We start from the raw sequence: 24,736 nt of genomic DNA on the forward strand, positions 1-24,736 counted from the left end.
GCCCCATGGCCAGCCCCCAAGCCAGCGCGCAAGACGGCTTCACCGCCAGCCCCGTGGGGGCATCCGCCGACATCGACACCCCCTGGAGCGTGCCAAAGGCCGCCAGCACCGCCGAGCTGCTCAGCCAGCTGGGGGAGGATCGGCTCTGGCTGCTGCGCCAGCTGGACAGCGGCCGCTGGAGCGAGTGGCGGCTGGATCTGGCGGCCCTGGAGCGGGAACTGGGTCAGCTGATCGACCAGGCCGCCGAACGGCTCTGATCAGAAGGGGATCTCGTCATCGTCCCCCAGGGGGACCAGCGGAGAGGTGTCCCAGACAGGGGCGGCCGGCTCGGCGGGAGCTGCCGTGGCCGACCGGGAGGGCGCCGGTGCGGGGGCCCGACGGGGGGCGGGGGTGGCGGCCCCAGCGGCCCCGGCGGGGCGCGGGGTCGGCAGGGGGGCCGGGCTGCGGGCCGGCTCCGCAGCCGATGACGGGGCGCCGCCGCTGCCGGGGCTGAGGGGATGGAGACGTGCCAGGGTGAATTCGGCGCGCTTCTCCTTGACCCCGTCCTGGCGGGTGACGGTGTTCATGCGCAGCCGGCCCTCGAGCACGAAGCGCTGGCCCACCTGCACCCTGTTCTGGAGATCCTGGGCCAGGTTGCCCCAGCCCACCACCTTCAGCTGGCCCGGGGGATCATCGGGGCGAAGGCCCTCGATCTGGACGGCCATTTCGGCCACCGGCGTCTGGTTGTCCTGGGTGTAACGCACCTGGGGCGCCTCCAGGACCTCCACCTCCAGCAAGCAGTGATTCACGCCCGGACCAACGGATGGGAGGACCCATCCTGATGCATCCGCCCCACGGGATCCAGGCCGATCCGCCCGGTCGTGCCGGCGGCTGCGACGGGAGCGGCGGTGCTGGCGGCCGGATCTGGCTGGTGGCCGGCACGGGGGAGGGGCCGCCCCTGGCCCGGGAGCTCCTGGCCAGGGGCTGGCGCCTGAAGGTCTCGCTGGTGAGCCGGGCCGCCGCCCTGGCCTATGGCGCCCACCCCCGCCTGGAGCTGGCCGTGGGGGCGATCGGGGGGCCGGACGGGCCCGAGGCCGGGGTCGCCGACGAACTGGCCGCCGCGGGGCAGCGGGGCGCTCCCTACGCCTGGGTGATCGATGCGACCCACCCCTTCGCCACACGCATCAGCGCCGCCCTGGCCGACGGCTGCGCAGGCCGCTCCCAGCCCCTGCTGCGGCTGCTGCGGCCCGACCTGAACGCCGCCGGTGCCCAGCCTCTGGCCGATCTGGCCGGCCTCGGGCGCCTGTGCCGGCCGGGGGAACGGCTGCTGCTGGCCATCGGCGCCCGCCGCCTGGGCGAGGCCGTGGCGGCCTCGCCGGGGGTGCTGCATCACGCCCGCCTGCTGCCCCAGGGCGACGCCCTGGCGACGGCCCTGGCCGCCGGACTGGCGCCGCAGCGGCTGGCCCCCCTGCGGCCCGGCGGCGACGGCCGCATCGAGCGCGCCCTCTGCCGCCACTGGCAGATCGACACCGTGCTCTGCCGCCGCTCCGGGGGGGCCAACGAAGAGCGCTGGCACCGGACCGGCGCCGCCCTGGGTCTGCGCCTGCTGCTCCTGGAGCGGCCCGGGGAGCCCGACCGGGTGGAGGCCCTGCCCCTGGAAGAGCTGCTGCAGCGGCTGGGCGAAAGTGGAACTGGGGGCTGACCCCTGACCCCACCCACCTCCATGCCCACACCTCTCAGCCTGGTGCTCACCACCGAAGCCGACCGGGAGCGGGCCGAGGCCCTGGCCCGGGAGCTGCTGGAGCGGGGCCTGGTGGCCTGCGTCAGCCTGCACCCGGTGGTGTCGCTCTACCGCTGGCAGGGCCGGCTGGAGCGGAGCGAGGAGGTGCAGCTGCTGCTCAAGACGACCCCCGCTCAGCTGGAGGCGCTGCGCCGCGCCCTGGGGGAGCTGCACAGCTACGACACCCCCGAATGGATCCACTGGACGGCCGCCAGCGACGGTCCCTACGGCCGCTGGTTGCTGGAGCAGCTGCCGCTCAGCCCAGGTGGCGGGCCACCAGCTCCGGCAGGGAGGCCTGGGGACGGGGACCCAGCTGGGTGACCACCTGGCCGGCACAGAGCGAACCGAGCCGTCCGCAGCGCTCCAGGCTCTCGCCACGGGTGTGGCCGTAGAGGAAGCCGGCGGCGTAGAGGTCGCCGGCGCCGGTGGTGTCCACCAGGGGGCCGAGGTGGAAGGGCTCGATCGCCAGGGTCGTCTCGCCGCTCAGAAGCACCGAGCCCTGCTCGCTGCGGGTGAGGGCCGCCACCCTGCAGCGGCCGCGGACCTGGTCGGCCGCCGCCTCGAAGCTGTCGGCGCCGTAGAGGGCGGTGATCTCCATCTCGTTGGCGAACAGCACGTCGACATGGCCGTCGACCAGCTCCAGGAAACTCTCCCGATGGCGCTCGACGCAGAAGGCATCGGAGAGGGAGAGGGCCACCTCGCCGCCGCTGGCGCGCATCACCTCGGCGGCGGCGATGAAGGCGCGCTTGGCCTCCTCGCTGTCCCAGAGGTAGCCCTCCAGATACAGCACCTTCGCCTGGCGCACCATCTCCAGGTCGAGGTCGGCGGGATCCAGCCCCACCGACGCCCCCAGGTAGGTGCACATGGTGCGCTGGGCATCGGGGGTGACCAGGATCAGGCAGCGGGCGGTGGAGGGACCACTGGCGGCCGGAGGGGTCTCGAAGCTGGCCCCCACGGCCCGGATGTCGTGGGCGAAGATCGCCCCGAGCTGGTCGTCCCGGACCCGGCCGATGAAGCCCGCCTGGCCGCCCAGCTGGGCGATGCCGGCCAGGGTGTTGGCGGCCGAGCCGCCGGAGGTCTCCAGGCCGGCGCCGACGCTGGCGTAGAGCCGTTCGGCCTGGGCCTCATCCACCAGGGCCATGGTGCCCTTGGTGAGGCCGTGGGCCTCGAGGAAGGCGTCGTCGGCCTGGACGAGGACGTCGACGATGGCATTGCCGATGCCGACCACGTCGAAGCGCTTGGCGGTGCTGGTCAAGGGGATCCGGGAGGGGGGTGAGGAGAGCCGGGGAAGCGAGGCGAGGGACTGAGGCGCGGGACGGACGGGGGGTCGCCGGATCAGACGCTGAGCAGGGCGCGCTTGGGGCCGTGGATCGGATCCTCGACGACGATCGTCTGGTCGCGCTGGGCGCCGAGGGAGACGATGGCGATCGGCACCTCCATCAGCTCGGCCAGGAAGCGCAGGTAGGCCATGGCCGTGGGGGGCAGATCCTCCAGGCTGCGGCAGTCGGCGGTGGAGCACTGCCAGCCGGGCAGGCTGCGGAACACGGGCCGGCAGCGGGCGAATTCGTCGGAGCTGCTGGGGAAGTAGTCGATGCGGCGGCCGTCGAGCTCGTAGGCCACGCAGACCTGGATCTCGTCCAGCTCATCGAGGACATCGAGCTTGGTGATCGCCAGGCAGTCGAGGCCGTTCACCTGCACCGCATAGCGGCCGATCACCCCGTCGAACCAGCCGCAGCGGCGCCGCCGGCCGGTGGTGGTGCCGAACTCGCCGCCCCGGTCGCAGAGGTGGTCGTTGAGGCTGCCCTCCAGCTCGGTGGGGAACGGACCTTCGCCCACCCGGGTGGTGTAGGCCTTGGCCACGCCGATCACCCGGTCGATCAGGGTGGGCCCGACGCCGGCGCCGATGCAGGCACCGCCCGACACCGGGTTGGAGGAGGTGACGTAGGGGTAGGTGCCGTGGTCGAGGTCGAGCAGGGTGCCCTGGGCGCCCTCGAAGAGGATGTTCTTGCGGGCCCGGGCCGCCTCGTGGATGGTGCGGGTGCAGTCCACCACGTGGGGGGCCAGCCGGCGGCCGTAGGCGGCGTACTCCTCGATCACCGCCTCCGGATCGAGGGCGGGGATCCCATAGACCTTCTCGAGCAGGTCGTTCTTCTCGGCCAGGGGCCCCAGCAGGCGATCGCGCAGGCAGTCGGCATCGAGCAGGTCGATCACCCGGATGCCGTTGCGCTCGGACTTGTCGGCGTAGGTGGGCCCGATGCCGCGGCCGGTGGTGCCGATGCGGCGGTCGCCGCGACGCTGCTCCATCGCCAGGTCGAGCAGGCGGTGGTAGGGCATCGTCACGTGGGCCGTGGAGGCCAGCTTCAGCCCGGAGACATCGATCTCCAGCTCCAGCAGGGTGTCGATCTCGCCCAGCATGACCTTGGGGTCCACCACCGTGCCCGACCCGATCAGGCAGATGGTGTCCGGATAGAGGATCCCCGACGGGATCAGGTGCAGCTTGAGGACCCGGTCCTCGACGACGATGGTGTGCCCGGCGTTGACCCCGCCCTGATAGCGGACCACGACATCGGCGGAGCGACTCAGCAGATCGGTGATCTTGCCTTTCCCTTCGTCACCCCATTGCGCACCGATGACGACAACATTGGCCAAGGAAACAGCGGCCCGGAGCCGCTTCTAAGCACAAGGGGAGAGCTTCTCAGATCGAGGCCCCCTACGTCAAAGAATCAGGCGCCGCGCACCGCCGTTGCTTCAGCTTTCTTGAGCTCCTTCTCCAGGCGGCTGCGCAGGGGATCGGGCAGGGGGCGGTTGGCGTAGCCGGCGTAGTGGGCCGCCAGCGCGTTGACGGCGGTCTGCATGGTGGTGAAGGAGGCCAGGCCGTGGATGTCCTGGCGGGGCCGGTAGAGGGCGGTGTAGCCGTTGATCAGCTGGCGGGCCTGCACCTCCGCCTCCTGGCGGGCGGGGTCGTCCTGGGGCAGGGCGATGGTGGTCAGCAGGGTCTGGGCCACGCTGACGGTGTCATCGACGTAGTTGCCGCTGAGGCCGCCGGGGGCCTGGCTGCAGCCGCTCAGTCCGAGGCAGAGACACAGGCCGAGGGCCAGAAGGGGACGGAGCAGGCTGCGGCGCAGGAAGGCGACCAAGGGAGGAACGGCGTCTGGCGAAATCCTACGGGGATGCACCCTGGAGCCCGAGGAGCTGCACAAGCTCCTCAAGGGCGGCGTCCGCCGTCAGGTCCCGCTTGCCGGTGCCGCCGCTGCGGTCCACCAGTTCCACCGTGCGCTCCCCGGCGCCCCGGCCCACCACCAGCCGCCAGGGGATGCCGATCAGATCGGCGTCCTTGAACTTCACCCCGGCCCGCTCGGGGCGGTCGTCCAGCAGGACATCGATCCCGGCGCCGAGCAGGCGGCCGTAGAGCTCCTCGGCCAGGGCCACCTGGACCGGATCCTGGCTGCTGGCAATGACGATGATCACCGTGTAGGGGGCGATCGCCACGGGCCAGCGGATGCCGTCGGCATCGTGGTTCTGCTCCACGGCGGCCTGGGCCAGGCGCGAGACGCCGATGCCGTAGCAGCCCATCCACAGGGCTTCGTCCTCGCCGGCCTCATTGGTGAAGCGGGCCTCCAGGGCTTCGGAGTACTTCCGCCCCAGCTGGAAGATGTGGCCGACCTCGATGCCCCGGGCCGCCTCCAGCCGCTGGGAGGGGTCGTGCAGGCAGCGCTCGCCAGGCTGGGCCGCGCGCAGGTCCACCACCTCGGGGAGCGGGCAGAGCTCGCCCCAGCGGGCCCCCACCAGGTGCTCGTCGACGCGGTTGGCGCCGCAGACGAACGCCTCCAGCTCGGCAGCGGAGGGGTCGACAAGACGCAGCAGGGGGGCGGCCTCCGCCCGGGGATCCGCCTGGCGCAGCAGGGGGTCCGGCAGGTGGGGGCCCAGGAAGCCGAAGGGCACGGGCGCGTCGAGGTGGTCGGCGAGCAGCGGCACGACCTCCAGCAGGGCGCCGGCGTCCGGGCAACGGGCCGTCACCGCGTTGGCCAGCTTGACCTCGTTGAGCAGCTGGTCGCCCCGCAGGCAGACCTGCACCCCGCGGGCGGGCGCGGCGGCGAAGCGGGCCAGCAGCAGCAGCACCTTCACCGTCTGGGTGGGATCGAAGCCATGGGCCGTGCAGAGGTCCTCGATGCTCGTCTGGTCCGGGGTGGCCAGGGTCCGGCAGGGGCCGGCCGGCAGGGGAACGGCGGGCGCCGGCAGGGAGACCGCCCGCTCCTGGTTGGCGGCGTAGCGGCCGTCGGGGCTGGCCAGGATCAGGTCCTCGCCGGCCTCGGCGGTGACCATGAACTCCTGGCTGGCGGATCCGCCGATGGCGCCGCTGTCGGCCTCGACCGCCACGGCCCGCAGGCCACAGCGCTCGAAGATGCGCCGGTAGGCCCCGTCCATGGCGGCGTAGGTGCGCCGCAGGCAGGCCTCGTCGGCATGGAAGGAATAGGCGTCCTTCATGATGAATTCCCGCCCCCGCATCAGGCCGAAGCGGGGCCGGATCTCATCGCGGAACTTGGTCTGGATCTGGTACAGGCAGACCGGCAGCTGGCGGTAGGAGCGCAGCAGGTCGGCCGCCAGTTCGGTGACCACCTCCTCATGGGTGGGGCCGAGCCCCAAGGACCGCTCCTGGCGATCGATCAGGTGGAACATGATCCCCTCCCCGGCGGTGTAGCCGTCCCAGCGGCCACTGCGGCGCCAGAGATCGGCGGGCTGCAGCTGGGGCAGCAGGGTTTCGAGCGCGTCCACGGCGGCCATCTCCTCGCGGACGATGGCGGAGACCTTCTGGAGCACCCGCCAGAGCAGGGGCAGGTAGGCGAAGATCCCGGGCGCCAGGCGACGCATGTAGCCGGCGCGGAGCAGCAGCTTGTGGGAGGTGATCTCGGCTTCGGCCGGGTCGTCGCGAAGCGTCACCAGCATCAGGCGGGAGACGCGCATGGAGAAAGTCCGGTTCGGCGCTGGACGCTATCACCGCCGGCCCGGTCAAACGGATGGCTGGCCCCGGGAGCAAGTGGCCGCAACGACACTGCCCCTGAGGGCGGCGGGCCCGCGACGGAAAACTCTGCTAAGGTCGGCCGTTAGTCCAGTGCGTCCAACGACAGTCTCATGCTTGCTCACCCTGCACAGGTCGGCTCACCAGCGGGCGGTTCCACCGCTTCGCCGGCCGCGCCGCTGGCCCTGCAGGGTGAATCCCGCACCGAGACCGAAACCCTGATCGGCATCGATGAGGTTCAGCGCTCCCTGAACCGCTCCCGCGCCTCGGTGTACCGCTACACCAACACCGATCCCCGCAATCTCAACCCCCCCTTCAATCCCCGCAAGCTCAATCCGGAATACCGCAGCGACCAGAAGGAGCCGCTGGTCTTCCACCCCCACGAAGTGGCCCGCTTCGCCCGGGACGTGCTGCGCATCAAGGAGGTGACCGTCGAGGTGCTCAACTCGCCCTCCACCGCCACCCAGCAGCTGCTGGCATCGATCCTGGAGGAGCTGCGGGCGATCCGCGCCCGGCTCGACGGGGCCGAGGTCCCTCCGGCCGACCTGCACCTGCACAGGCACTCCCAGTCCCGGCCGGCCGCCTGAGCGCAGGCCGTCTGCGGCCAGGCCCCCGCGTCACGTCACCCTGTCGTTTGGCTATCGCCGGGGGCCAATCGTGCCGATCGGTGGCACAATCGTTCCAAATCACCTTTGTTCTCCGTCCAGTGCACCGGGCCACGCCGCTGCACGAACGCATGGATCACGCCCGACCCGACCGTTCCCCGTCCCGTTCCGGTTCCCATCACGGAACCAGCGCCGCCCTCGCCTCCCCGGCCAGCCTCCCGGGCCTCACCCCGCCAGGGGCCATCCCTGCCGGCCTCAGCCCCATCCTCGATGGCGGTGAGGCTGAGCCCAGTGGAGACCCGGACAGTCCGGGCCCCCGAACGCCCCTCCCCCGCTCCTCCGCTCCCGGAGGCCCCACCCGCAGCGGCAGAAGCCCCGGGTCCGGCCCTGAAGATGCGGCGGCCCTGTTCTTCGATCAACCCTTCGGTGCCCTCGGCGGCATCCTCCTGGGTCTGCTGACCCTGCTGGTGCCCCTGGCCGGTGTGGTCATGGACCGGCCGCTGCTCCCCGGCCAGCAGGAGACCGGGGATCGTGGCTTCAGGCCCGTCGCTGTAGCAGGAAGCCCTGGAAGTCCAGGGCCTGGAAGAACGGCGCCGGATCGCTGAGGCCGGCGGCCTCCGCCAGGGCCGTGAGCCGGGCGATGCCGATGGGATGGAACCCCTGGATCTGGGCGGTGAGATCCACGGCTTCGCCATCCACCCCGCTGGCCCGCTGGAAGCAGCGCCAGGCCTCCGCCACCTGGGCCGAGAGGGGGGAGCGCTCCGGGCGCATCAGGTCGACCAGCACCAGCTGGCCCTGGGGCCGGAGGCTGCGGGCCAGGGCGGAGAGGAAGGCCAGTTTGGTGCCGTCGTCGGGCAGGGACTGCAGCACCAGCACCGACAGGGCGCCGTCGAAGCGGGCCTCGGCCCCCAGCTGCTCCACCGTGGCGTGATGCCACTCGATCCGGCCCCGGTTCTGCAGCCGCTGCCGGGCCACCGCCAGCATCTCCGCCGAGGGATCGATGGCCGTGAGCTGCCAGTCCGGCCGCTGGGCGTCGGCCTCCAGCAGCTCGGCCCCCGTGCCGCATCCCGCCACCAGCACGGCGGCGCCCTGGGGCGAGGCCAGGGGGGAAGAGGCGAGCAGGGCCACCGAGAGGCGGGCGAGGCTGGCGTAGCCGGGGATCAGCTGCTGCACCACCAGGTCGTAGGTGCCTTGCCGGGCCGGGGAGGGGTCGGAGGAGAGCAAGGTCTGCTGGCAACCAGGCCATCGTAGGCAGCCCCTCCCGACCCTCCCGATCCTTTCTCATGGCAACGAAACCAGGATCGAACGGACGCGGTGTGACCTAAGTTGGGCGGCGCCCCTCACCCCCGATCGACCGTGCCCACCATCCGTTTCGAAAAGGAAGGCCAGCAGGTTGGTTGCATTGAAGGGGCCAATCTCCGCAAGGCGGCCCTTGATGCCGGCGTGAATCCCTACACCGGCCTCAACAACCTCAACAACTGCGGTGGCCTCGGCCAGTGCGGCACCTGCGTCGTCGAGGTGGTGGAGGGGGCCCGCAACCTCTCCCCCCGCAGCGACGTGGAGGAGGTCTACCTGGCGGATCGGCCCGCGAGCTACCGCCTCAGCTGCCGCACCACCGTCAACGGCGACGTGACCATCCGCACCAAGCCGGACTCCGGGGTGGGCAAGGGCTCCAACAGCCTGGTCGGGGCCCTCAAGGCGCTGGTCGGCCGCAAGTAGGCACCATGGCCGACGACCAGGCCGGGCTCGTCCTCTATCAGTACGCCGGCTGCGGCACCTGTCGCAAGGCACTGGCCTGGCTGAGGGAACGGCAGATTCCCTTCAACGCCATCGACATCACCACCAGCCCCCCGTCCCTGGACCTGCTGGCCGCAGCCCACGAGCAGCTCGGCGGTTTCGGCCGGCTGTTCAACACCAGTGGCCAGAGCTACCGGGCCCTGGGGGCCGCCACCGTCAAGGCGATGGACCGGGAGACGGCCCTGGCCGCCCTGGCGGCCGACGGGCGCCTGATCAAGCGTCCCTTCCTGGTCACCACCTCCGGCCGCATCCTCACCGGGTTCCGTCCCGAGGAATGGCAGGAGCTGCTGGGCTAGGTCGCGTCGTTCTGCTCCTGGGGCCCCTGGGACCCCTTCACCATCAGCTGATCGAGCTCCTCGATCAGCCCCTCGATCCCGGCCCGGCTGATCTGGCTCAGGTAGTTGCCCTTGAACTCCTCGAGGAAGGTGCACAGCAACTGCTGGGAGCGCTCCAGGGCCGGGCCGCTCTCCAGGGCCTCGGCCAGTTCCTCCCAGAAGCGGTCGATGAAGCGCTGCAGCAGCTCCAGCTGCTGGTCGTCGCGCCGGCTGAGCCGCTCGCCGGTGGTGCGGGTGAGGTCGAGCAGGCTCTCCACCATCCCGCCGGCCAGCTGGCGGCTGAGGCCCTTCTCCACCTGCAGCAGGGGCTGGAGCTGGCGCAGGCCCGGCGGCACGATGGCGTTCTGCAGGCTCTGCTGCAGGGCATGGCCGAGCACCCCCTGGAGCTCGGGGGCCAGGCGCGGGGCCACCCGCACCAGCAGCAGGGGGCCCCAGATCCGCACCAGTTCCACCAGCTCCCGCTCGTCGTTGCTGACCACCGTCTGATGGCTGCGCAGGGCCCGGATCCGCATCGGCCAGCGGCGCGAGCGGATCAGCTGCTGAAGGCCGTCGATCAGCTGCAGGGCCAGCACCTCGAACAGCTCCACCGCCAGCAGGGCCACCACCGCCCGGCTGATCACCGCCCGCAGCGGTTCGATGCTGATCAGGCCGCTGGTGTGGAGCCGCTCCAGCACCGGCACCACCCGCAGCCAGCGCCAGAAGGGCAGCAGCAGGGGCAGGTCGATCCAGCGCCGCAGCAGGGCCCGGTTCCAGCTCAGGCCCGGCAGGCGGCGGCGCAGGCGGTAGGCCCGCAGCAGGATGTCCAGAGCGAAGACGCTCTGGAACAGGATCAGGTCGTAGCGCCAGAAATGGTCGGTGGGGCGCCCGTTCTCATCGATCGAACGCCAGTAGGTGGTGGCCACCAGGGGCAGCACCTGCTGGCGCCAGAACAGCCGCTCCTGCGGCCAGGGATGGGCGTCGATCCAGGCGGGGCTCAGCAGCAGCGCCGCCGCCTGCTTGGCCGAGTCCCGGTCGGCCCGCTGGCGCAGACGGTTCTTGATCTTCTCCAGGGTGCCGGAGGTGCCCGAGGCCAGCATCGGGTTGGAATCGATCATCTCGACGGTGAGCCGCACCTGTTCCGCCAGCAGCTGGCGCTGGATCGGCGTGGTCGCCCCCGGGGGGCCCTGTCTCAGGGCCGCGTCCATGCGGTCGAACTGGCGCAGGTAGGCCTGGGTCTCCCGGTGCGGCTCGATCCCCTTGATCGGATCCACCCAGGGGGTGATGTCGGGGATGAAGGTGAGCGGCACCGCCAGGGGCACCGACGGCAGCGGGTAGAGGTTGCGCTGCAGCCAGAAGGTGCGCAGGGGGATGTAGCTGATGTCGAAGGCCACCCAGAGCAGGTTCAGGGCGGCCCAGAGCGCCACAAAGCGATCCCAGCGCCGGCCCAGCCGGCTCGAGGGCGCGGCCAGGCTCTGGTGCCAGCGTGGGCGTGCCATCGGGGACGCGGCGGGCGGGTGCGTGCCTAATCTGCCTCCCGACCATGGAACCTGCCGCACGAACCCCTTGAGCCCCTCGGATCCACCGGCCGACCACGGCGCCCCCGACGAGCCGACGCCCCCCCCGGAGCCGCAGCGTCGCCAGGAGGAGCGGGAGGAGAGCCCCTGGGCCTTCTGGCGCAGCGTCCTGATCACCCTGGCGGTGGCCCTGGGCATCCGCCAGTTCCTGCTGGAGGCCCGCTACATCCCCTCCGGCTCCATGCTTCCGGGACTGCAGCTCCAGGACCGGCTGCTGGTGGAGAAGCTGTCCTTCCGCCAGCGCCCCCCGAGGCGCGGCGAGGTGGTGGTGTTCCGTTCGCCGTACCACTTCGATCCGATCCTCACCGGACCGACCAAGCCGGGGGCGCTGCGCTGCCTGCTGGTCAACCTTCCCCTGATCGGTTCCCTGCCGGGGATCCAGCAGCCGGCCTGCGATGCCTACATCAAGCGTGTGATCGGCCTGCCCGGCGAGCGGGTGGTGGCCGACCCCCGCGGCCGGGTCAGCATCAACGGCCGTCCCCTCGACGAGCCCTACGTCAGGAACTACTGCCCGGTCGATCGCCAGGGGGTCGGCCCCTGCCGCACCATCGACGTGGTGGTGCCCCCCGGCCATCTCGTGGTGATGGGCGACAACCGGGCCAACAGCTGGGATGCCCGCTTCTGGCCGGGCGGGCCGCTGCTGCCGGAAAGCGAACTGATCGGCCGGGCCTTCTGGCGCTTCTTCCCGTTCAGCTCGGCCGGTCCGCTGCCAGAGCCCAACGCCCAGGATCGCTGAGCCCGCAGGCCAGCACCCGTCCCTGCAACGGCCGCCCCCGGCAGGGGCGGTTGGCCGCCAGGGAACCATCCGGGGCGTCCTCCCAGCGCCAGGAGCGGCGGGGATCGAACAGCAGCCACTGGGCCGTGCCGGCGGCCAGGGCCGGCTCCGGCAGGCCCAGGAAGCGGGCGGGGCCCCAGCAGAGCGCCTGCCAGAGCTGCTCCGGCCGCCAGCCCCGGCGTCCCACCAGTTCCTCCCACAGCAGCGGCAGCACCAGGCCGTGACCCGCCACGCCGGGGCGGCGCTGGTCAAGGGGGAGCAGCTCCTCCTCCGCATCCAGGGCGATGTGGTGCACCGCGACGGCGCTGATGACCCCGTCGGCCAGGCCATCGATCAGGGCGCGCCGGTCGGCCGGCCCCCCCAGGGACGGCTCCACCAGCCACCCCTCGTCGGCGGGATCGAGGCCGCCGCTGTCGGCGACCAGATGCCACCAGCCCACCGAGGCCAGCGGCGGGCGGCCATGGCGCCGCAGCCGGGCCACCGCCTCGGCGGTGGAGACATTCATCAGCCGCAGGCCCGCAGCGGGCAGGTCGTCGGCCAGGGAGAGCAGGGTCTCGAGGGGGAGGGTCTCGCTGCCGGGGGGGTCGAGGGGCCAGCCGGCCCGCAGGGCCTCCACCCGCTCCCGCACGAACCCCCGCCGGGCCAGGGACCCGTCCCGTGGCGGCAGCAGCACCGGCCGGTCGCCCATTTCCCCGAGTCGCAGGCCGCGCTCCAGCAGATCGAGCGGCGGCAGGGTCGCCCCGGCCGCCAGGCCGCAGGCGCCGGCGGCCAGCTGGTCACCGTGGGGAGCCAGGTCCCGGTCGAGGCCATCGACGCTGAAGCTGCCCCAGCGGAGCAGCCGCATCGGCTCCGGCCAGCTCCAGGCCAGCCGTTCCGGCCGGTCGCGCCAGCTGGAGGCCCAGGGCAGCAGGGCCACCGTGCCGTAGCCACCCGCGGCGGCGGCCTCCCCGAGGCTGGCCAGGGTTTCGGCCCGCCCCTGCAGGGGGTCCTCCAGCACGCTGTGGGGATCCACCAGCGCCGGTGCCAGCCAGCAGCCCTCGGCGTCGAACGTGGCGACGCCAGCCACGTCCGGCTCCGGATCGATCGCCCGCAGCACCCCGTCCTCCAGGAGCACGTCGGCCTGCCGGGGCGGCCGCCCCGGGGCCTCCAGCAGAGTCACCCCGCGGATCAGCAGCTGACGGACCATGGCAAGGGCCTCGAAGGGGTGGGCGGGCTAGAGGGCGCCGGCTGCCGTGCGGTCGATCACGCCCCCCAGATGGGCGGTGAGGTTCAGGGCGCTGACCACCGGCGGCGCCGTCGCCCCCCGGGGATAGTCGATCACGGTCACCCCACCGTTCCCCTGCTTGATGGCCCAGATGTCGGCGGGGGAGAGGCCGAGCAGGGCGCAGAGGATGGTCTTGTTGACCGCATCATGGGCCACCACCAGGGCCGTTTCCTGGGGATCCAGTCCGGCGACGATCCGGTTCCAGGTGGCCAGGGACCGGTCCCAGACCTCACCGATGGTCTCCCCTTCGGGCATCTGCACGGTCTCGGGGGTGCGCTTCCAGGCGGCGAGGAGGTCGGGCCAGCCGGCGGCGATCTCGCTTTCCAGCCGGCCCTCCCAGAGGCCGTGGCCGATCTCCCGCAGCCCCCGGGTGGTGGTGAGGGGCACGCCGGGATGGGAGCCCAGGATCACCTCGGCGGTGCGCAGGGGGCGGGCCATGTCGCTGCTGTAGGCGCGCTGCAGCGGGATCGGGGCCAGGAAGGCCCGCGCCGCCTCTGCCTGGGCCAGGCCGTGGCCATTGAGGGGGATATCGATCTGGCCCTGGAAGCGGCCCTCCCGGTTCCAGTCGGTCTCGCCATGGCGCACCAGCAGCAACCGACACCCCGGCCCGGCCGGCGGCAGGGCCGTGCCCAGGTGGGCGGTGCCGTTGAGGGATTCCAGCTGCACCGAGGGCCGCCCGCCCTCGCCGCGGACCAGGTTGAGCACCGAGATGGAGGCGTTGTCGAGCCTGAGGCGCAGGAAGCCGCTCGCCGGCAGGCCGAGCAGGTGCAGCACCAGGCAGCGCAGGATGGCGTTGTGGGCCACCACCAGCACGGTGTCGTCATCGCCGTGGCGGGCCAGCAGCCGATCGGCGAAACGACCCGCCTGCTCCAGCAGCTCGGGCACCGGCAGAAAACGGCTGCCATCAGCGCGCTGCAGCTCCATGGTCTCGGGGGCCTCGCGCCAGCGGCGCTCCTGCTCCGGATCCACGGCCCGCACCTCGCTGCGCAGCAAGCCGCTCCAGGGCGCCAGATCGATCTCCAGCAGATCGTCGTCGTAGACGGGGGCCAGCGGCGAGCCGTGGCTGGCCAGCAGGGCGGCCGTGGTGGCGCTGGCCCGCTGCAGCGGCGAGCTATAGACGGAGGTGAAACCGAGCTCCGCCAGGGCCTCCCCCGTGCGACGGGCCTGGAGCTGCCCCTCCTCGGTGAGGTTGGAGAGGTCGTCACGGCCCTGGATGCGGTGCTCCAGGTTGAAGCTGCTCAGCCCATGGCGGACCAGCACGATGCGAAGGGGCAAGGTGCTCGTGGCGCAGGCGAGGCCATCGTATGGGACGGGCCGTGGCCGGGCGCAGGGGAGAATCAGCACCCATCGCCGCCGAGGTGGTCCGGTTGAACGGAACCCCTTCCCGATCCGGACCGCCCGCCTCCCCCCCGGGCTGGAAGAGCCTTCTCGCCCTGCTCAGCCTGGCCCTCTGCGCCCTGCTCTGGGTGGGCGGACTGATCGACAGCCTTGAGCGGCCGTCGGTGGTCGATTCCCTCAGCCTGCGGCAGCTGGAGCTGACGGCCCTGGCGGCCGAGGCGGTGCCGGAGGGGCTGCGGCCGCTGCTCAGCGGCGAGGACCCGCGCCGGGAGCTGGGCGATGAACTCCGGCGCCAGATGGAGGCCGCCGAGGAGCCGCCCCTGGCGGTGCGCCGCCTCGAACGGGCCCTGCTGGAGCGCGACGCCGGGACCGCGGCGGCCCTGGACGACGACACCGAACTGAGGCAGCTGCTGACCCAGGTGGACGCCGTGCGGCGTCCCCTGATCCAGGCGCTGCTCGACGGACGGCCCGTGGCGGCGGAGCAGCGGCAGCAGCTCCTCGCCCCCTGGGCGGCTCCCCTGATGGTGCAGCAGCTGGTCTGTGAACAGCTGCCGGGGGACCCGGGCGCCTGTCCGGCCGAGGAGCGGTCCCTCCGGCTGCTGCTGATGCTCCTGGCGGTGACCACCCTGCCGGCCCTGTTCCTGCTGGTGGGGGCCGCCCTGCTGCTGCGTCAGGGCTGGCTGGCCTGGCGGCAGCGACTTCCGGCGGCGCCGCCGCTGGTGGGCCCGCCCCTGAGCCCCGTCGATGTGACCCTGCTGATCGCCGGCGGTTTCGTGGTGCTCGGCGAAGTCTTCGTGCCGATGGTGGTGCAGCCGCCACTGCAGATCGCCCTGCAGCGCCTGGCCGCCCCGAGGGCCCTCAGCCAGGGCATCGAGGTGCTGGTGCTCTACGCCGCCCTGATGGCCGCCCCGCTGCTGCTGCTGGCCCTGATGCTGCCGCGTCGGGGGTCCCCTCCGGCGGGAGGCTGGCTGCAGTGGAGGTGGCGGCCGGCCGGGTCCGCCCTCGGCGGTGCCCTGGCCAGCCTGCTGATGGTGCTGCCGGTGGTGACGGCCTCCAGCTGGGCGATCGACAGGATCTGGGTTGACCCGGGCGGCAGCAATCCCCTGCTCGACCTCGTCCTGACCAGCGCCGACCCCCTGGCGCTGGCCTGTTTCGCCCTCACCGCCCTGGTGGTGGCCCCCCTGTTCGAGGAGGTCCTCTTCCGGGGGGTGCTGCTGCCGGTGGCGGGGCAGAGGCTCGGCGGAGCCGGCGCGGTGGTGCTGAGCGCGTCCGTGTTCGCGATCGCCCACCTGAGCCTGTCGGAACTGGCCCCGCTGTTCGTGCTCGGCCTGGGCCTCGGCTGGCTGCGCTGGCGCAGCGGCCGACTGGGCAGCGCCGTGCTGATGCACGCCCTCTGGAACGGGATGACCTTCATGAATCTCCTCTTTCTCGCCGACTAACAGCGCTTGCTGCGGTCCCTGATGGGTGGTTCACTTGCGCAGTGCCTTCCAGGTCCCTTGGCCGCCTCCCCCGCCCCACGCAGCCAGAATCCGCTGCCGAAACCGAGGCCCCTGCAGAGGCCCCTGCAGCTGATCGAGGGATCCCTCTCGGCGCGCAGGATTGAACGCCAGGCCCCCTGGCTGGCCGGACTGCATCGGATCAGCAGCGGAGCCCTGGTGGGGCTGGGATTCTCGATGCTCGGCCTGAGCGCCCTCACCCTGCACTGGCAGAACCAGTGGGCCTACAGCTTCGCCAAGCTGGAAGCCTCCAAGACCCTCGAGCACCGCATGCAGGAGTCGTCCGCCCTGCTCGAGCAGCATCACCTCAGCCTGGTGCGGCGCCCCGGCCTGCTGGAGCCCACCAGCAGCGCCAAGCTCATCCATCTGCCTGAGCCCCGCAGCAGCCGCCCCCGCGCCCCCCTGCCGCTGCTGGCCGGCTTCCAGCTGCGGGCCATGCCGGCCGGCTACTGATGCCGCCCGCCTCCCGTTCCGGGCCTGGCGAGGGCCGTCCCCCGGCGACCGCCTCCGGGGGCGGACGCCGCCCCAGAGGGGGCGCAACCCGTCGGGTGGTGGAGATCCAGCCGATCCCCGCCGGCCGCATGCTCACGGTCTATCTCCTGCTCTGCGCGGCCCTGGTCGGACTGGCGGGCCGGCTGGCCTGGCTGCAGGTGGTGCAGGCCCCCGAGCTCCAGGCCCGGGCAAGGGCCATCCAGACCCATGCGGTCACCCCCATCGGCAAACGGCGCACCATCGTCGACCGGATGGGGCGGCTGGTGGCCCTCGACGAGGAGCGCTACACCCTCTGGGCCCACCCGCGCTACTTCAACCTTCCCGGCGACGAGCCCCAGCAGATCCGTCCGCCCGCCGATGTGGTCAGGGAGCTGTCCAAGGTGCTGGCCAAGCCGCCGGCCGACCTGCTGCAGACCATCGGCAGCCGCCGCAGCGGCGTCAAGCTCGCCACCGGCCTGGATCCGGAAACGGCGAACCGGGTGAAGGAACTCGGCATCAGCGGCCTCGATCTCGAGGCCTACCCCCAGCGGGTCTACCCCCAGGGGTCCCTTTTCGCCAACGTGGTGGGCTTCCTCAACCTCGAGAGGGTCGCCCAGGCGGGTCTGGAGCAGAGCCGGGACCGGGACCTGCGCCGCCAGGAGGTGACCCTGAGCATGCGCCGCGGCGCCGACGGCACCCCCCTCCCCGACGGCCTCCAGGCCGGGGCGCTCTACGGCGACGACCTGCGGCTCCAGCTCACCCTCGATGCCCGTCTGCAGCAGGTGGCCCAGCAGGCGCTCACCAAGCAGGTGAAGCATTGGCGCGCCAAGCAGGGCGCCGCCCTGGTGATGAATGCCCGCAACGGCGAAATCCTGGCCCTGGCCTCCACCCCCACCTACGACCCCAACCGGTTCTGGAGCTACAGCCCCGCCCTGTTCCGCGAATGGTCGGTGCAGGATCTCTACGAGCCCGGCTCCACCTTCAAGCCCATCAACCTGGCTCTGGCGCTGCAGGAGAAGGCGATCCGCCCGGGCGACAAGGTGAACGACGTGGGCCAACTGACGATCGGTGGCTGGCCGATCTTCAACCATGACCGCCGCGCCAACGGCGTGATCGACTTCCCCACGGTGCTGCAGGTGTCCAGCAACGTGGCGATGGTGAAGGCCATGGCCCAGGTTAAGCGCGATCGCTTCTGGCACTGGCTGCGGGCCTTCGGCATCGACGAGATGCCGGACACCGACCTGCCCGGGGCCGTGGCCGGCCAGCTGAAGAGCCGCAGCGAGTTCACCTCGGCGCCGATCGAGCCGGCGGTGGCCGCCTTCGGTCAGGGCTTCTCCCTGACCCCCCTCAAGCTGCTGCAGCTGCACGGGATGCTTGCCAACGGCGGCCGGCTGGTGAGCCCCCACATCACCCGCGGTCTGCGCTCCGGCGATGCCCTGGCCAGCGCCACGGCCCCCACGGGCGTCCAGCTGCTCGATCCCGCCGTCACCCGCACCGTCGTCAAGTGGATGGAATCGGTGGTGGAGAACGGCAAGGGCATGAAGATCCCCGGCTACCGCATCGCCGGCAAGACGGGCACGGCCCAGAAGGCCCGCAACGGGGTATACATCCCCGGCGCCCGGATCTGCAGCTTCGTGGCGATCCTGCCGGCCAATGATCCCAGTTACGTGGTGCTGGTGGTGGTCGACGAGCCCCAGGGGGGCAATGCCTACGGCTCCACCGTGGCCCTGCCGGTGGCCCGTCAGATCGCCGAGGCCCTGCTGGTGATCGAGAAGGTGCCCCCCAGCCAGCCCACCAGGGTCACCGCCAAGGCCAGCCGCTCCTGAGCCAGCCTGTCCTCATTCCCACAACCGCGTTGCGTCCCTGAAGGAGGCCATGGCTAGCGTCGGAGCCAGCAGACATCGCGCCCGACACCGTTCCACGATGGCCAACCTTCTCGAACAACTGGCCGCCATGACCGTGGTCGTGGCCGACACCGGCGACATCGACGCGATCCGTCAGTTCACGCCGCGGGATGCCACCACCAACCCTTCCCTGATCCTGGCCGCCGCCCAGATCCCCACCTACCAGGACCTGATCGACCGCTCCCTGCGCGAGTCCCGGGAGGTGATCGGTGCCGAGGCCCCCGCCGAGGACGTGGTGCGCGAGGCCATCGATGAGATCAGCGTCACCTTCGGCAAGGAGATCCTCAGGATCGTCCCGGGGCGGGTCTCCACGGAAGTGGATGCGCGCCTCAGCTACGACACCGAGGCCACCATCACCAAGGCCCGCAAGCTGATCGGCCTCTACGCCCAGGCGGGCATCGGCACCGACCGGGTGCTGATCAAGATCGCCTCCACCTGGGAGGGCATCAAGGCGGCGGAGGTGCTTGAGCGCGAGGGGATCCACTGCAATCTCACCCTGCTGTTCGGCTTCGCCCAGGCCGTGGCCTGCGCCGAGGCGGGCATCACCCTGATCTCGCCGTTCGTGGGGCGCATCCTCGACTGGTACAAGAAATCCACCGGTCGCGACAGCTATCCCGGGGCGGAGGATCCCGGCGTGCTCTCGGTGACGCGGATCTTCAACTACTTCAAGACCTACGGCTACGGCACCGAGGTGATGGGGGCCAGCTTCCGCAACATCGACGAGATCGTCGAACTGGCGGGCTGCGACCTGCTGACCATCTCCCCGACCCTGATGGACCAGCTGCGCCAGAGCGACGGCCTGCTGGAACGCCGCCTCGATGCCGCCCATCCGGGCGCCAGCGAAGCCAAGATCCACGTCGATGAGGCCACGTTCCGCACGATGATGGCCGCGGACGCCATGGCCAGCGAGAAGCTGGACGAGGGCATCCGCGGCTTTTCCAAGGCGATCGAGACCCTGGAAGGCCAGCTGGCCCATCGCCTGGCCGTGATCGAGGGCGGGGCCGCCTTCACCCACGCGGTGCACGAGATCTTCCTGCTCAACGATCTCGACGGGGACGGCTGCATCACCCGGGAGGAATGGCTCGGCAGCGATGCCGTCTTCGATGCCCTCGACACCGACAACGACGGCCGCCTCGCCCCCGAGGATGTGCGCGGCGGCCTGGGTGCTCCGCTGGCGATCAGCCGCTGACGGCCGGGCCGCCCGGCAGCGGCCCCGTCCTTGACCGGTTGTTCACCTTGATGGGCAAGGATGGATTCCCGTTCAGCTCACGCATGGCCCACACCGTCCACGCCCTCGACACCATGCGCGCCCTCGCCGACAAGGGTGAGGTGAGGGACGTGGAGGCCGGTTCCGTCATCTTCCGGGCAGGCGAGCCCGGCGACTGCATGTTCGGCCTGCTGGAGGGGACGGTGCGGCTCAGCTGGAACGCCGATGCCGGCCACGAGGACATCCAGGCCGGCGACGTTTTCGGGGCCGGGGCCCTGGTCACCCAGGACCACCGCCGCTACGGCCATGCCACGGCCCTCACCCCCTGCCGGCTGCTGGTGATGAACCGCGAGAAGTTCCTGTTCGCCGTGCAGGAGGCGCCCATGTTCGCCATCGAGCTGCTGGGCTCCATCGACCAGCGCCTGCGGGACCTGAAGGGGGTGACCCGCAACTGAGCCCGTTCAGGCCCTGGCGCCGACCCTGGGCGCTCAGCCCCGCTGGAACAGCAGCCGGCGGATGACCCGCTGGGCAATCTCGCCGTAGCCCATCTCCCCGGAAAGGATCTGGGCGATGCGCTGGGGCGCGGTGGGCCGCTTGATGCCGAGCTGGTAGCCCACCCGCGGCACCCGGTAGAAGACCTGGGCGATCCGTTTGCCCCAGGCCATCGAATCGCCCCAGGCCTCGCGCATCCGCAGGCTGTAGTGCTCCAGGGCAGGGGCGTCGCCATCCAGCCAGCGGTCGAGGGCCGCGGCCGCTTCGCAGCCGCTCAGCAAGGACGGGCGCAGGCCCTCGGCCAGGAAGGGATCGCAGAGCGAGGCGGCGTCACCGACCGCCACCAGGCCGGGGCCATGGAGGGGGTGGTGGCCGTTCCAGAGGCGCAGCTGGCCGTGGCGGCGCTCCCCCGCCGCCGCCGGCAGCCCCAGGCTGGGCAGCAGGGCGGAGAGCACCGCCCCGCTGTCGGCCTCCTGCTGGCCGACGAAGGTGCCCACCCCGATGCTGTAGCCGCCCCGGCGCGGAAACACCCAGCAGAAGCCGTGGTGCACCAGGCCGAACTCGAAGCGGGCCATGTCGGCGGGGTCGGGATCCGCCGCCACCTCCACCGACACGGTGGCGGCGAAACGGGGCCGGGACGGCCCCAGGCCCAGGGGCGCCGCGAAGCGGGAGCCGGAGCCGTCGGCGATCACCACGGCCCTGGCCCGCAGCCGCAGATCCCCCGGACCGGCGACCTCCCAGAGGCCATCGTCACGGCGCTCGATCCGCTCGGCCCGGCAGCCATGGCGCAGGTCGCAGCCCGCCTGGACGGCCTGCTCCGCCAGGAAGGCGTCGAGGACGCTGCGGCGCACGATCCAGAACGGAGCCTCCCCGGGCAGCTCGGCCGTGACCGGATCCTCCAGGCACCAGGTGAACCGCACCCGGCGGATCACCTGGTCGACGGCGGGGGCCAGATCGAAGGGGAACCAGCGCTGCACCGAGGCGGCCATGCCGCCGCCGCAGGGCTTGGACCGTCCCGGGGCCTGGGCCTCCAGCAGGATCACCCGCCGGCCCCGGTTGGCCAGGTGGAACGCCGCCGCTCCGCCGGCGGGGCCGGCCCCGACGACGATCACGTCGGCATCGGCAGGGCTGCTCACACCTTGAGGATGTCGGCTTCCTTCTCCGCCAGGTGCTTCTCCAGCTCGGCGATGTAGCGATCGGTCAGCTTCTGGACCTTCTCCTGCTCGTCGTGGCTCTGGTCCTCGGAGAGCTCACCGTCCTTCTCCTGCTTCTTGATCCTGTCGACGCCCTCACGGCGGAGGTTGCGCAGACCCACCTTGCCCTCCTCGGCGTACCTGGCCGCGAGCTTGCAGAGCTCCTTGCGACGGTCCTCGGTGAGGGGCGGGATGTTGATGCGGATCACCCGGCCGTCGTTGTTGGGGGTCAGGCCCAGATCACTCATGGCGATCGCCTTCTCGATCAGCGCCATCGAGCCCTTGTCGAAGGGCTGGATCTGGATCGTCTGGGCGTCAGGGGTGGAGATCGTCGCCAGCGACTTGAGCGGCGTGTCGGAGCCGTAGTACTCGACGGTCAGCTTGTCGAGCAGGGAGGGGTTGGCCCGACCGGTGCGGATGGTGTTGAAGGTGCGCTGGGTGGCTTCCACCGACTTGCGCATGCTGGCTTCGAGATCCATGGCAGGGGAAGGGTGGTGGGGAGGGAACGTCAGCGGCGGGGCGCCGGCACGATGCTGGTGCCGATGGACTCACCGGCGACCGCCCGGCCGATGTTGCCCGAGCCGAACAGGTCGAAGACCACGATCGGAATCGCATTGTCCTTGCACAGCGCGATGGCGGTGCTGTCCATCACCTCCAGCTCGCCGCTCAGCACGTCGAGGAAGGTGAGGGTCTCGTAGCGGACCGCGTCGCTGTGCTTGGCGGGATCCTTGTCGTAGACCCCGTCCACCTTGGTGGCCTTGAAGATCACGTCGGCGTTGATCTCCGCCGCCCGCAGGGCCGCCGTGGTGTCGGTGGTGAAGAAGGGGTTGCCGCAGCCGGCGCCGAAGATCACCACCCTGCCCTTTTCCAGGTGGCGGATGGCCCGGCGGCGGATGTAGGGCTCCGCCACCTCCTGCATGGAGATGGCGCTCTGGACGCGGGTGGGCACCCCGGCCCGCTCGAGCCCGTCCTGCAGGGTGATGGCATTCATCACCGTGGCCAGCATGCCGACGTAGTCGGCCGTGGCCCGGTCCATGCCCGCCGCCGAGCCCTTCAGGCCCCGGAAGATGTTGCCGCCGCCGACGACGATCGCCAGCTGGGTGCCGCCGGAGACCACCTCGACCACATCCTTGGCGATCGATTGAACGATGGCGGGATCGATCCCATAGCCCTGGTCACCCATCAGCGCTTCACCGCTGAGTTTGAGGAGAACGCGCCTGTAGGCCATCGACTCGTGCGATCGGCCGAACAGTAGCAACCCCTCCCGCGACGCCACCAGGTTGCCGGCACCGGCGACACCCGCTTCACTGCCCCAAAGGAGCACCGCCATGGCCCTCGACCCGCCCGGATGTCCCGTCCCCCGTGGCCCCCGCGGCAGTGACGTGATGGCCCGGCTGACGCTCTCGGCCCTGGACCGGGCCAGCTCCAGCCCGGGGTTTTGGGGCGAGCCGGAGGTGCACCGGGCCCTGCTGGTCAGCGGCCTGTCGGTGCTGGTCTGCAGCCTTGCCCGGCTTCAGAACGACCTGGGCTGATCCCGGCGATGGCCGGGGGGGGCTCAGTACTCGATGCCCGCCTGGGCCTTGACCCCCTGCTCCCGGAAGGGGTGGCGCACCACCTTCATCTCCGTGACCAGATCGGCCCGCTCCAGCAGGGCCGGCGGGGCGCCGCGGCCGGTGAGGGCCACATGGGTGAGGGGCGGTCGCAGGGCCAGACCCTCCAGCACCCGCTCGGGCTCGAGATAGCCCAGCTTGAGGGCCACGTTGATCTCGTCGAGCACCACCAGCTTGCGCTCGCCGTCGGCGAGGTAATCGCAGGAGCGCTCCCATGCGCTCTGCACCAGCTGGCGGTCGCGCTCCCGGTCCTGGGTCTCCCAGGTGAAGCCCTCACCCAGGGCATGCCAGTGGAGGTCGTCGCCGAAACGCTCCAGGGCCCGGGCCTCCCCCGGCTGCCAGCCGCCCTTGATGAACTGCACCACCGCCACCTTGCCGCCGTGGCCCAGGGTGCGCAGCACCAGGCCCAGGGCCGCCGTGGTCTTGCCCTTGCCCTCGCCGGTGAACACGAGCACCAGCCCCTTCTCCAGGTTCCGCTCCCCCACCCGCTGCTGCTGCACCTCGCGGCGGCGCTGCATGCGGCGGCGGTAGGCCTCCTGGTCCACCTCGGGGGCCAGGTCGCCCCCCGGGCCCAGCTCCTCGGCCTGGCGATCCAGGGCCAGGGTGTCGTCCGCCACGGGGGCAGGGGTCGGGGAGGCGTTCGCCGTCATGGGGAGCGGTGTCCGTTTGCGGCACTCTGGCGGAGCCGTGCCAGGGCCGTGTCGACCGCCTGCTGCTGGTCCCGCCGGGTGATCCAGTGGTGGTAGGTGCGGGTGTGGATCGCCACCGAGTGGCCCATCATCCGGGCCGCCACCGTGTCCGGCAGGCCGATGTGGATCGTGCGCACGGCCCAGGCGTGGCGCAGGTCGTAGGGGGTGATCGGCAGCCCGTAGCGGCGGAACTGCTCCGCCACCCGCCGGCCCACCTGCTGCAGGGTGGTGCGGCGCAGGTCGGTGCACACCCGGGGCAGCTCGGCGCCACCCTCCCCCAGACCCTCCAGGCCGAAGTGCTCCACCCAGTCGGGCTGGAACGGCCACACCTGGTGCTCCCCGGTCTTGCTGGTGGGCAGCACCCGCAGCACCCGGTCACCCCCCGGCGCCAGGGCGGAGAGGTCGCAGAAGAACACCTCGTGGTTGCGCAGGCCGTAGGTGGCCATCAGGCCGTAGGCCAGGCGCCAGCGGGGGTTGGGGATGGCCGCGACCAGCTCCAGGATGCGGGCGTCGCTGGGCAGGCCCCGGAAGCGGGCCACATGCAAGCCGTAGCCGCCGCTGCGTTCGCTCCAGTCGGCCGGCAGGGGGAGTTCGAGGTGGCGGGCCAGGGCCCCCAGGGCGAGGCCGCACTGCTGGCGGCTGCGGCTGGCCAGGGGGTAGGTCTCCAGCACCCGCTCCAGCAGGGGCACGTCGACGGTCGCCGGCGTGGCACCGGAGGCCGAGGCCACCGCCGCCAGCCGCCGCAGGTAGGGCCGGTAGGCGCCGCTCCAGGTGCTGCGGCTGCCGGCGGGCCGGCGGCGGCGGCGGGGATCGGCGAAGAAGGCGGCCTCGAAGCCCTTCAGCAGCGGCGTGAACCCCGCGGCCTCGGCGGGGGAGCCCGCCGCCGGGGGAGCCGGCGCGGGGAACGGCTCCCCAGCGGCCACGGCGGCTGGGGAGGGCGCCGGCGCGGACGGCCGACGGCGCCAGTGCTCCCAGGAGAAGCGGCCCCGCTCGACGGCCTCCCGCACCCGGGCCAGCTGGTCGAGGGCGGCGGCCACCCCCTCCGCCGTGGCCGGCAGCCCCAGGCTGATCCGCTGCACCGGCCGCGCCGCCGTGCCCTTCGGACACGGCAGGGGGCCGCGCAGACCAAGCCTGTGCCGGCGGATCTCCAGCCGCAGGCCGGTGCCCGAGGCCGCCAGCTGGCGGTTCTGCCGCTGCACCAGTTCTGTCAGATCGGCGGCCGGGGGGATGG

The 24,736-nt window shown here is 71.9% G+C and carries 27 protein-coding genes; 13 read left to right on the forward strand and 14 right to left on the reverse strand.

Translation table 11 applies throughout. The features are described 5' to 3' along the window. Window positions 1-5: 5 nt before the first annotated feature. Window positions 6-257 carry a DUF8666 family protein gene (locus tag KUG39_RS12980; RefSeq protein ID WP_216915531.1) on the forward strand — a complete coding sequence of 84 codons (252 nt, stop codon included), beginning with the start codon at window positions 6-8 and terminating at the stop codon, window positions 255-257. Here KUG39_RS12980 and KUG39_RS12985 read toward each other — a convergent pair whose 3' ends face one another. Then, window positions 258-788 (reverse strand): single-stranded DNA-binding protein, encoded by a 531-nt coding sequence (locus KUG39_RS12985; protein ID WP_216915448.1) that lies wholly within the window; start codon window positions 786-788, stop codon window positions 258-260. Between the two features lie 14 nt (window positions 789-802). On the opposite strand from KUG39_RS12985, the gene KUG39_RS12990 reads away from it, so the two are divergent. Together KUG39_RS12990 and cutA are read left to right on the forward strand one after the other, a co-directional pair. Continuing rightward, complete coding sequence (locus KUG39_RS12990; protein WP_286193149.1) at window positions 803-1,681, forward strand: precorrin-6A/cobalt-precorrin-6A reductase; 879 nt, start codon at window positions 803-805, stop codon at window positions 1,679-1,681. A 21-nt stretch (window positions 1,682-1,702) separates the two neighbouring features. Then, entirely contained in the window at window positions 1,703-2,080 is a 378-nt protein-coding gene (gene cutA / locus KUG39_RS12995; RefSeq protein ID WP_216915450.1) for a divalent-cation tolerance protein CutA, read from the forward strand. Here the strand turns inward: cutA and KUG39_RS13000 are convergent. From KUG39_RS13000 to KUG39_RS13015, 4 genes are all read right to left on the reverse strand, one after another. Continuing rightward, complete coding sequence (locus KUG39_RS13000) at window positions 2,016-3,014, reverse strand: adenosine kinase (protein ID WP_216915452.1); 999 nt, start codon at window positions 3,012-3,014, stop codon at window positions 2,016-2,018. The two genes, cutA and KUG39_RS13000, sit on opposite strands and share 65 nt — an antisense overlap. A gap of 80 nt (window positions 3,015-3,094) precedes the next feature. Next, window positions 3,095-4,408 carry an adenylosuccinate synthase gene (locus KUG39_RS13005; protein ID WP_094587394.1) on the reverse strand — a complete coding sequence of 438 codons (1,314 nt, stop codon included), beginning with the start codon at window positions 4,406-4,408 and terminating at the stop codon, window positions 3,095-3,097. A 74-nt stretch (window positions 4,409-4,482) separates the two neighbouring features. Continuing rightward, window positions 4,483-4,896, reverse strand: a complete 414-nt coding sequence (gene psb27 / locus KUG39_RS13010; protein ID WP_094587393.1) for a photosystem II protein Psb27 — start codon at window positions 4,894-4,896, stop codon at window positions 4,483-4,485. 25 nt (window positions 4,897-4,921) lie between these two features. Then, complete coding sequence (locus KUG39_RS13015; RefSeq protein WP_216915455.1) at window positions 4,922-6,721, reverse strand: proline--tRNA ligase; 1,800 nt, start codon at window positions 6,719-6,721, stop codon at window positions 4,922-4,924. A gap of 168 nt (window positions 6,722-6,889) precedes the next feature. On the opposite strand from KUG39_RS13015, the gene KUG39_RS13020 reads away from it, so the two are divergent. Beyond that, on the forward strand, window positions 6,890-7,363 hold the full coding sequence (locus KUG39_RS13020; protein ID WP_254948825.1) for a DUF8631 domain-containing protein: 474 nt from the start codon (window positions 6,890-6,892) through the stop codon (window positions 7,361-7,363). 555 nt (window positions 7,364-7,918) lie between these two features. On the opposite strand, the gene KUG39_RS13025 is transcribed toward KUG39_RS13020, so the two are convergent. Further along, window positions 7,919-8,605: a class I SAM-dependent methyltransferase gene (locus KUG39_RS13025; RefSeq protein WP_216915457.1), complete on the reverse strand. Its 687-nt coding sequence runs from the start codon at window positions 8,603-8,605 to the stop codon at window positions 7,919-7,921. 132 nt (window positions 8,606-8,737) lie between these two features. Between KUG39_RS13025 and KUG39_RS13030 the strand changes: the two genes are divergently transcribed. Together KUG39_RS13030 and KUG39_RS13035 are read left to right on the forward strand one after the other, a co-directional pair. Next, on the forward strand, window positions 8,738-9,100 hold the full coding sequence (locus KUG39_RS13030; RefSeq protein ID WP_094587390.1) for a 2Fe-2S iron-sulfur cluster-binding protein: 363 nt from the start codon (window positions 8,738-8,740) through the stop codon (window positions 9,098-9,100). A 5-nt stretch (window positions 9,101-9,105) separates the two neighbouring features. Next, entirely contained in the window at window positions 9,106-9,474 is a 369-nt protein-coding gene (locus KUG39_RS13035) for a Spx/MgsR family RNA polymerase-binding regulatory protein (RefSeq protein WP_216915459.1), read from the forward strand. On the opposite strand, the gene KUG39_RS13040 is transcribed toward KUG39_RS13035, so the two are convergent. Next, on the reverse strand, window positions 9,471-10,988 hold the full coding sequence (locus KUG39_RS13040) for a hypothetical protein (RefSeq protein ID WP_094587388.1): 1,518 nt from the start codon (window positions 10,986-10,988) through the stop codon (window positions 9,471-9,473). The two genes, KUG39_RS13035 and KUG39_RS13040, sit on opposite strands and share 4 nt — an antisense overlap. A 67-nt stretch (window positions 10,989-11,055) precedes the next feature. Here KUG39_RS13040 and lepB point away from each other — a divergent pair, with 67 nt between their 5' ends. Further along, window positions 11,056-11,802 (forward strand): signal peptidase I, encoded by a 747-nt coding sequence (lepB, locus tag KUG39_RS13045; RefSeq protein WP_190611764.1) that lies wholly within the window; start codon window positions 11,056-11,058, stop codon window positions 11,800-11,802. On the opposite strand, the gene KUG39_RS13050 is transcribed toward lepB, so the two are convergent. Both KUG39_RS13050 and KUG39_RS13055 read right to left on the reverse strand, forming a co-directional pair. Then, a complete protein-coding gene (locus tag KUG39_RS13050) occupies window positions 11,756-13,027 on the reverse strand; it encodes an amidohydrolase family protein (RefSeq protein ID WP_216915461.1) in 1,272 nt (423 codons plus the stop codon). The genes lepB and KUG39_RS13050 overlap by 47 nt on opposite strands. 27 nt (window positions 13,028-13,054) lie before the next feature. Continuing rightward, window positions 13,055-14,380 carry a histidine phosphatase family protein gene (locus KUG39_RS13055; RefSeq protein WP_216915463.1) on the reverse strand — a complete coding sequence of 442 codons (1,326 nt, stop codon included), beginning with the start codon at window positions 14,378-14,380 and terminating at the stop codon, window positions 13,055-13,057. Between the two features lie 83 nt (window positions 14,381-14,463). Here KUG39_RS13055 and KUG39_RS13060 point away from each other — a divergent pair, with 83 nt between their 5' ends. From KUG39_RS13060 to KUG39_RS13080, 5 genes are all read left to right on the forward strand, one after another. Then, the gene (locus tag KUG39_RS13060; protein WP_353617387.1) at window positions 14,464-15,882 is read left to right on the forward strand and encodes a CPBP family intramembrane glutamic endopeptidase; all 1,419 of its coding nucleotides are present in this window, start codon (window positions 14,464-14,466) and stop codon (window positions 15,880-15,882) included. 57 nt (window positions 15,883-15,939) lie between these two features. Then, on the forward strand, window positions 15,940-16,392 hold the full coding sequence (locus tag KUG39_RS13065; protein ID WP_190611770.1) for a hypothetical protein: 453 nt from the start codon (window positions 15,940-15,942) through the stop codon (window positions 16,390-16,392). Then, window positions 16,392-18,236, forward strand: a complete 1,845-nt coding sequence (locus tag KUG39_RS13070) for a peptidoglycan D,D-transpeptidase FtsI family protein (RefSeq protein WP_286193151.1) — start codon at window positions 16,392-16,394, stop codon at window positions 18,234-18,236. The genes KUG39_RS13065 and KUG39_RS13070 overlap by 1 nt, the downstream gene beginning before the upstream one ends. A gap of 97 nt (window positions 18,237-18,333) precedes the next feature. Next, window positions 18,334-19,503, forward strand: coding sequence for a transaldolase (locus KUG39_RS13075; protein ID WP_216915467.1), 1,170 nt, complete (start codon window positions 18,334-18,336; stop codon window positions 19,501-19,503). 83 nt (window positions 19,504-19,586) lie between these two features. Continuing rightward, a complete protein-coding gene (locus tag KUG39_RS13080) occupies window positions 19,587-19,976 on the forward strand; it encodes a Crp/Fnr family transcriptional regulator (protein ID WP_094587380.1) in 390 nt (129 codons plus the stop codon). Window positions 19,977-20,009: 33 nt separating this feature from the next. Here the strand turns inward: KUG39_RS13080 and KUG39_RS13085 are convergent, their stop codons facing one another. The 3 genes from KUG39_RS13085 to pyrH are packed head-to-tail and all read right to left on the reverse strand — an operon-like array spanning window position 20,010 to window position 22,434. After that, window positions 20,010-21,149 carry an NAD(P)/FAD-dependent oxidoreductase gene (locus KUG39_RS13085; protein ID WP_216915469.1) on the reverse strand — a complete coding sequence of 380 codons (1,140 nt, stop codon included), beginning with the start codon at window positions 21,147-21,149 and terminating at the stop codon, window positions 20,010-20,012. Further along, entirely contained in the window at window positions 21,146-21,685 is a 540-nt protein-coding gene (frr, locus tag KUG39_RS13090; protein WP_094587378.1) for a ribosome recycling factor, read from the reverse strand. Before frr ends, KUG39_RS13085 begins: the two co-directional genes overlap by 4 nt. Window positions 21,686-21,714: 29 nt before the next feature. Beyond that, on the reverse strand, window positions 21,715-22,434 hold the full coding sequence (gene pyrH / locus KUG39_RS13095) for a UMP kinase (RefSeq protein ID WP_094587397.1): 720 nt from the start codon (window positions 22,432-22,434) through the stop codon (window positions 21,715-21,717). Window positions 22,435-22,534: 100 nt separating this feature from the next. Here pyrH and KUG39_RS13100 point away from each other — a divergent pair, with 100 nt between their 5' ends. Next, window positions 22,535-22,738: a hypothetical protein gene (locus KUG39_RS13100; protein WP_216915533.1), complete on the forward strand. Its 204-nt coding sequence runs from the start codon at window positions 22,535-22,537 to the stop codon at window positions 22,736-22,738. A 23-nt stretch (window positions 22,739-22,761) separates the two neighbouring features. Here the strand turns inward: KUG39_RS13100 and cobO are convergent, their stop codons facing one another. Together cobO and KUG39_RS13110 are read right to left on the reverse strand one after the other, a co-directional pair. Further along, window positions 22,762-23,466 carry a cob(I)yrinic acid a,c-diamide adenosyltransferase gene (gene cobO, locus KUG39_RS13105; RefSeq protein ID WP_190611775.1) on the reverse strand — a complete coding sequence of 235 codons (705 nt, stop codon included), beginning with the start codon at window positions 23,464-23,466 and terminating at the stop codon, window positions 22,762-22,764. Further along, complete coding sequence (locus KUG39_RS13110; protein WP_216915471.1) at window positions 23,463-24,704, reverse strand: site-specific integrase; 1,242 nt, start codon at window positions 24,702-24,704, stop codon at window positions 23,463-23,465. Before KUG39_RS13110 ends, cobO begins: the two co-directional genes overlap by 4 nt. Window positions 24,705-24,736 lie beyond the last annotated feature (32 nt).

This window comes from Synechococcus sp. CCAP 1479/10 (genome assembly GCF_019038515.1).
GTDB lineage: Bacteria > Cyanobacteriota > Cyanobacteriia > PCC-6307 > Cyanobiaceae > Cyanobium.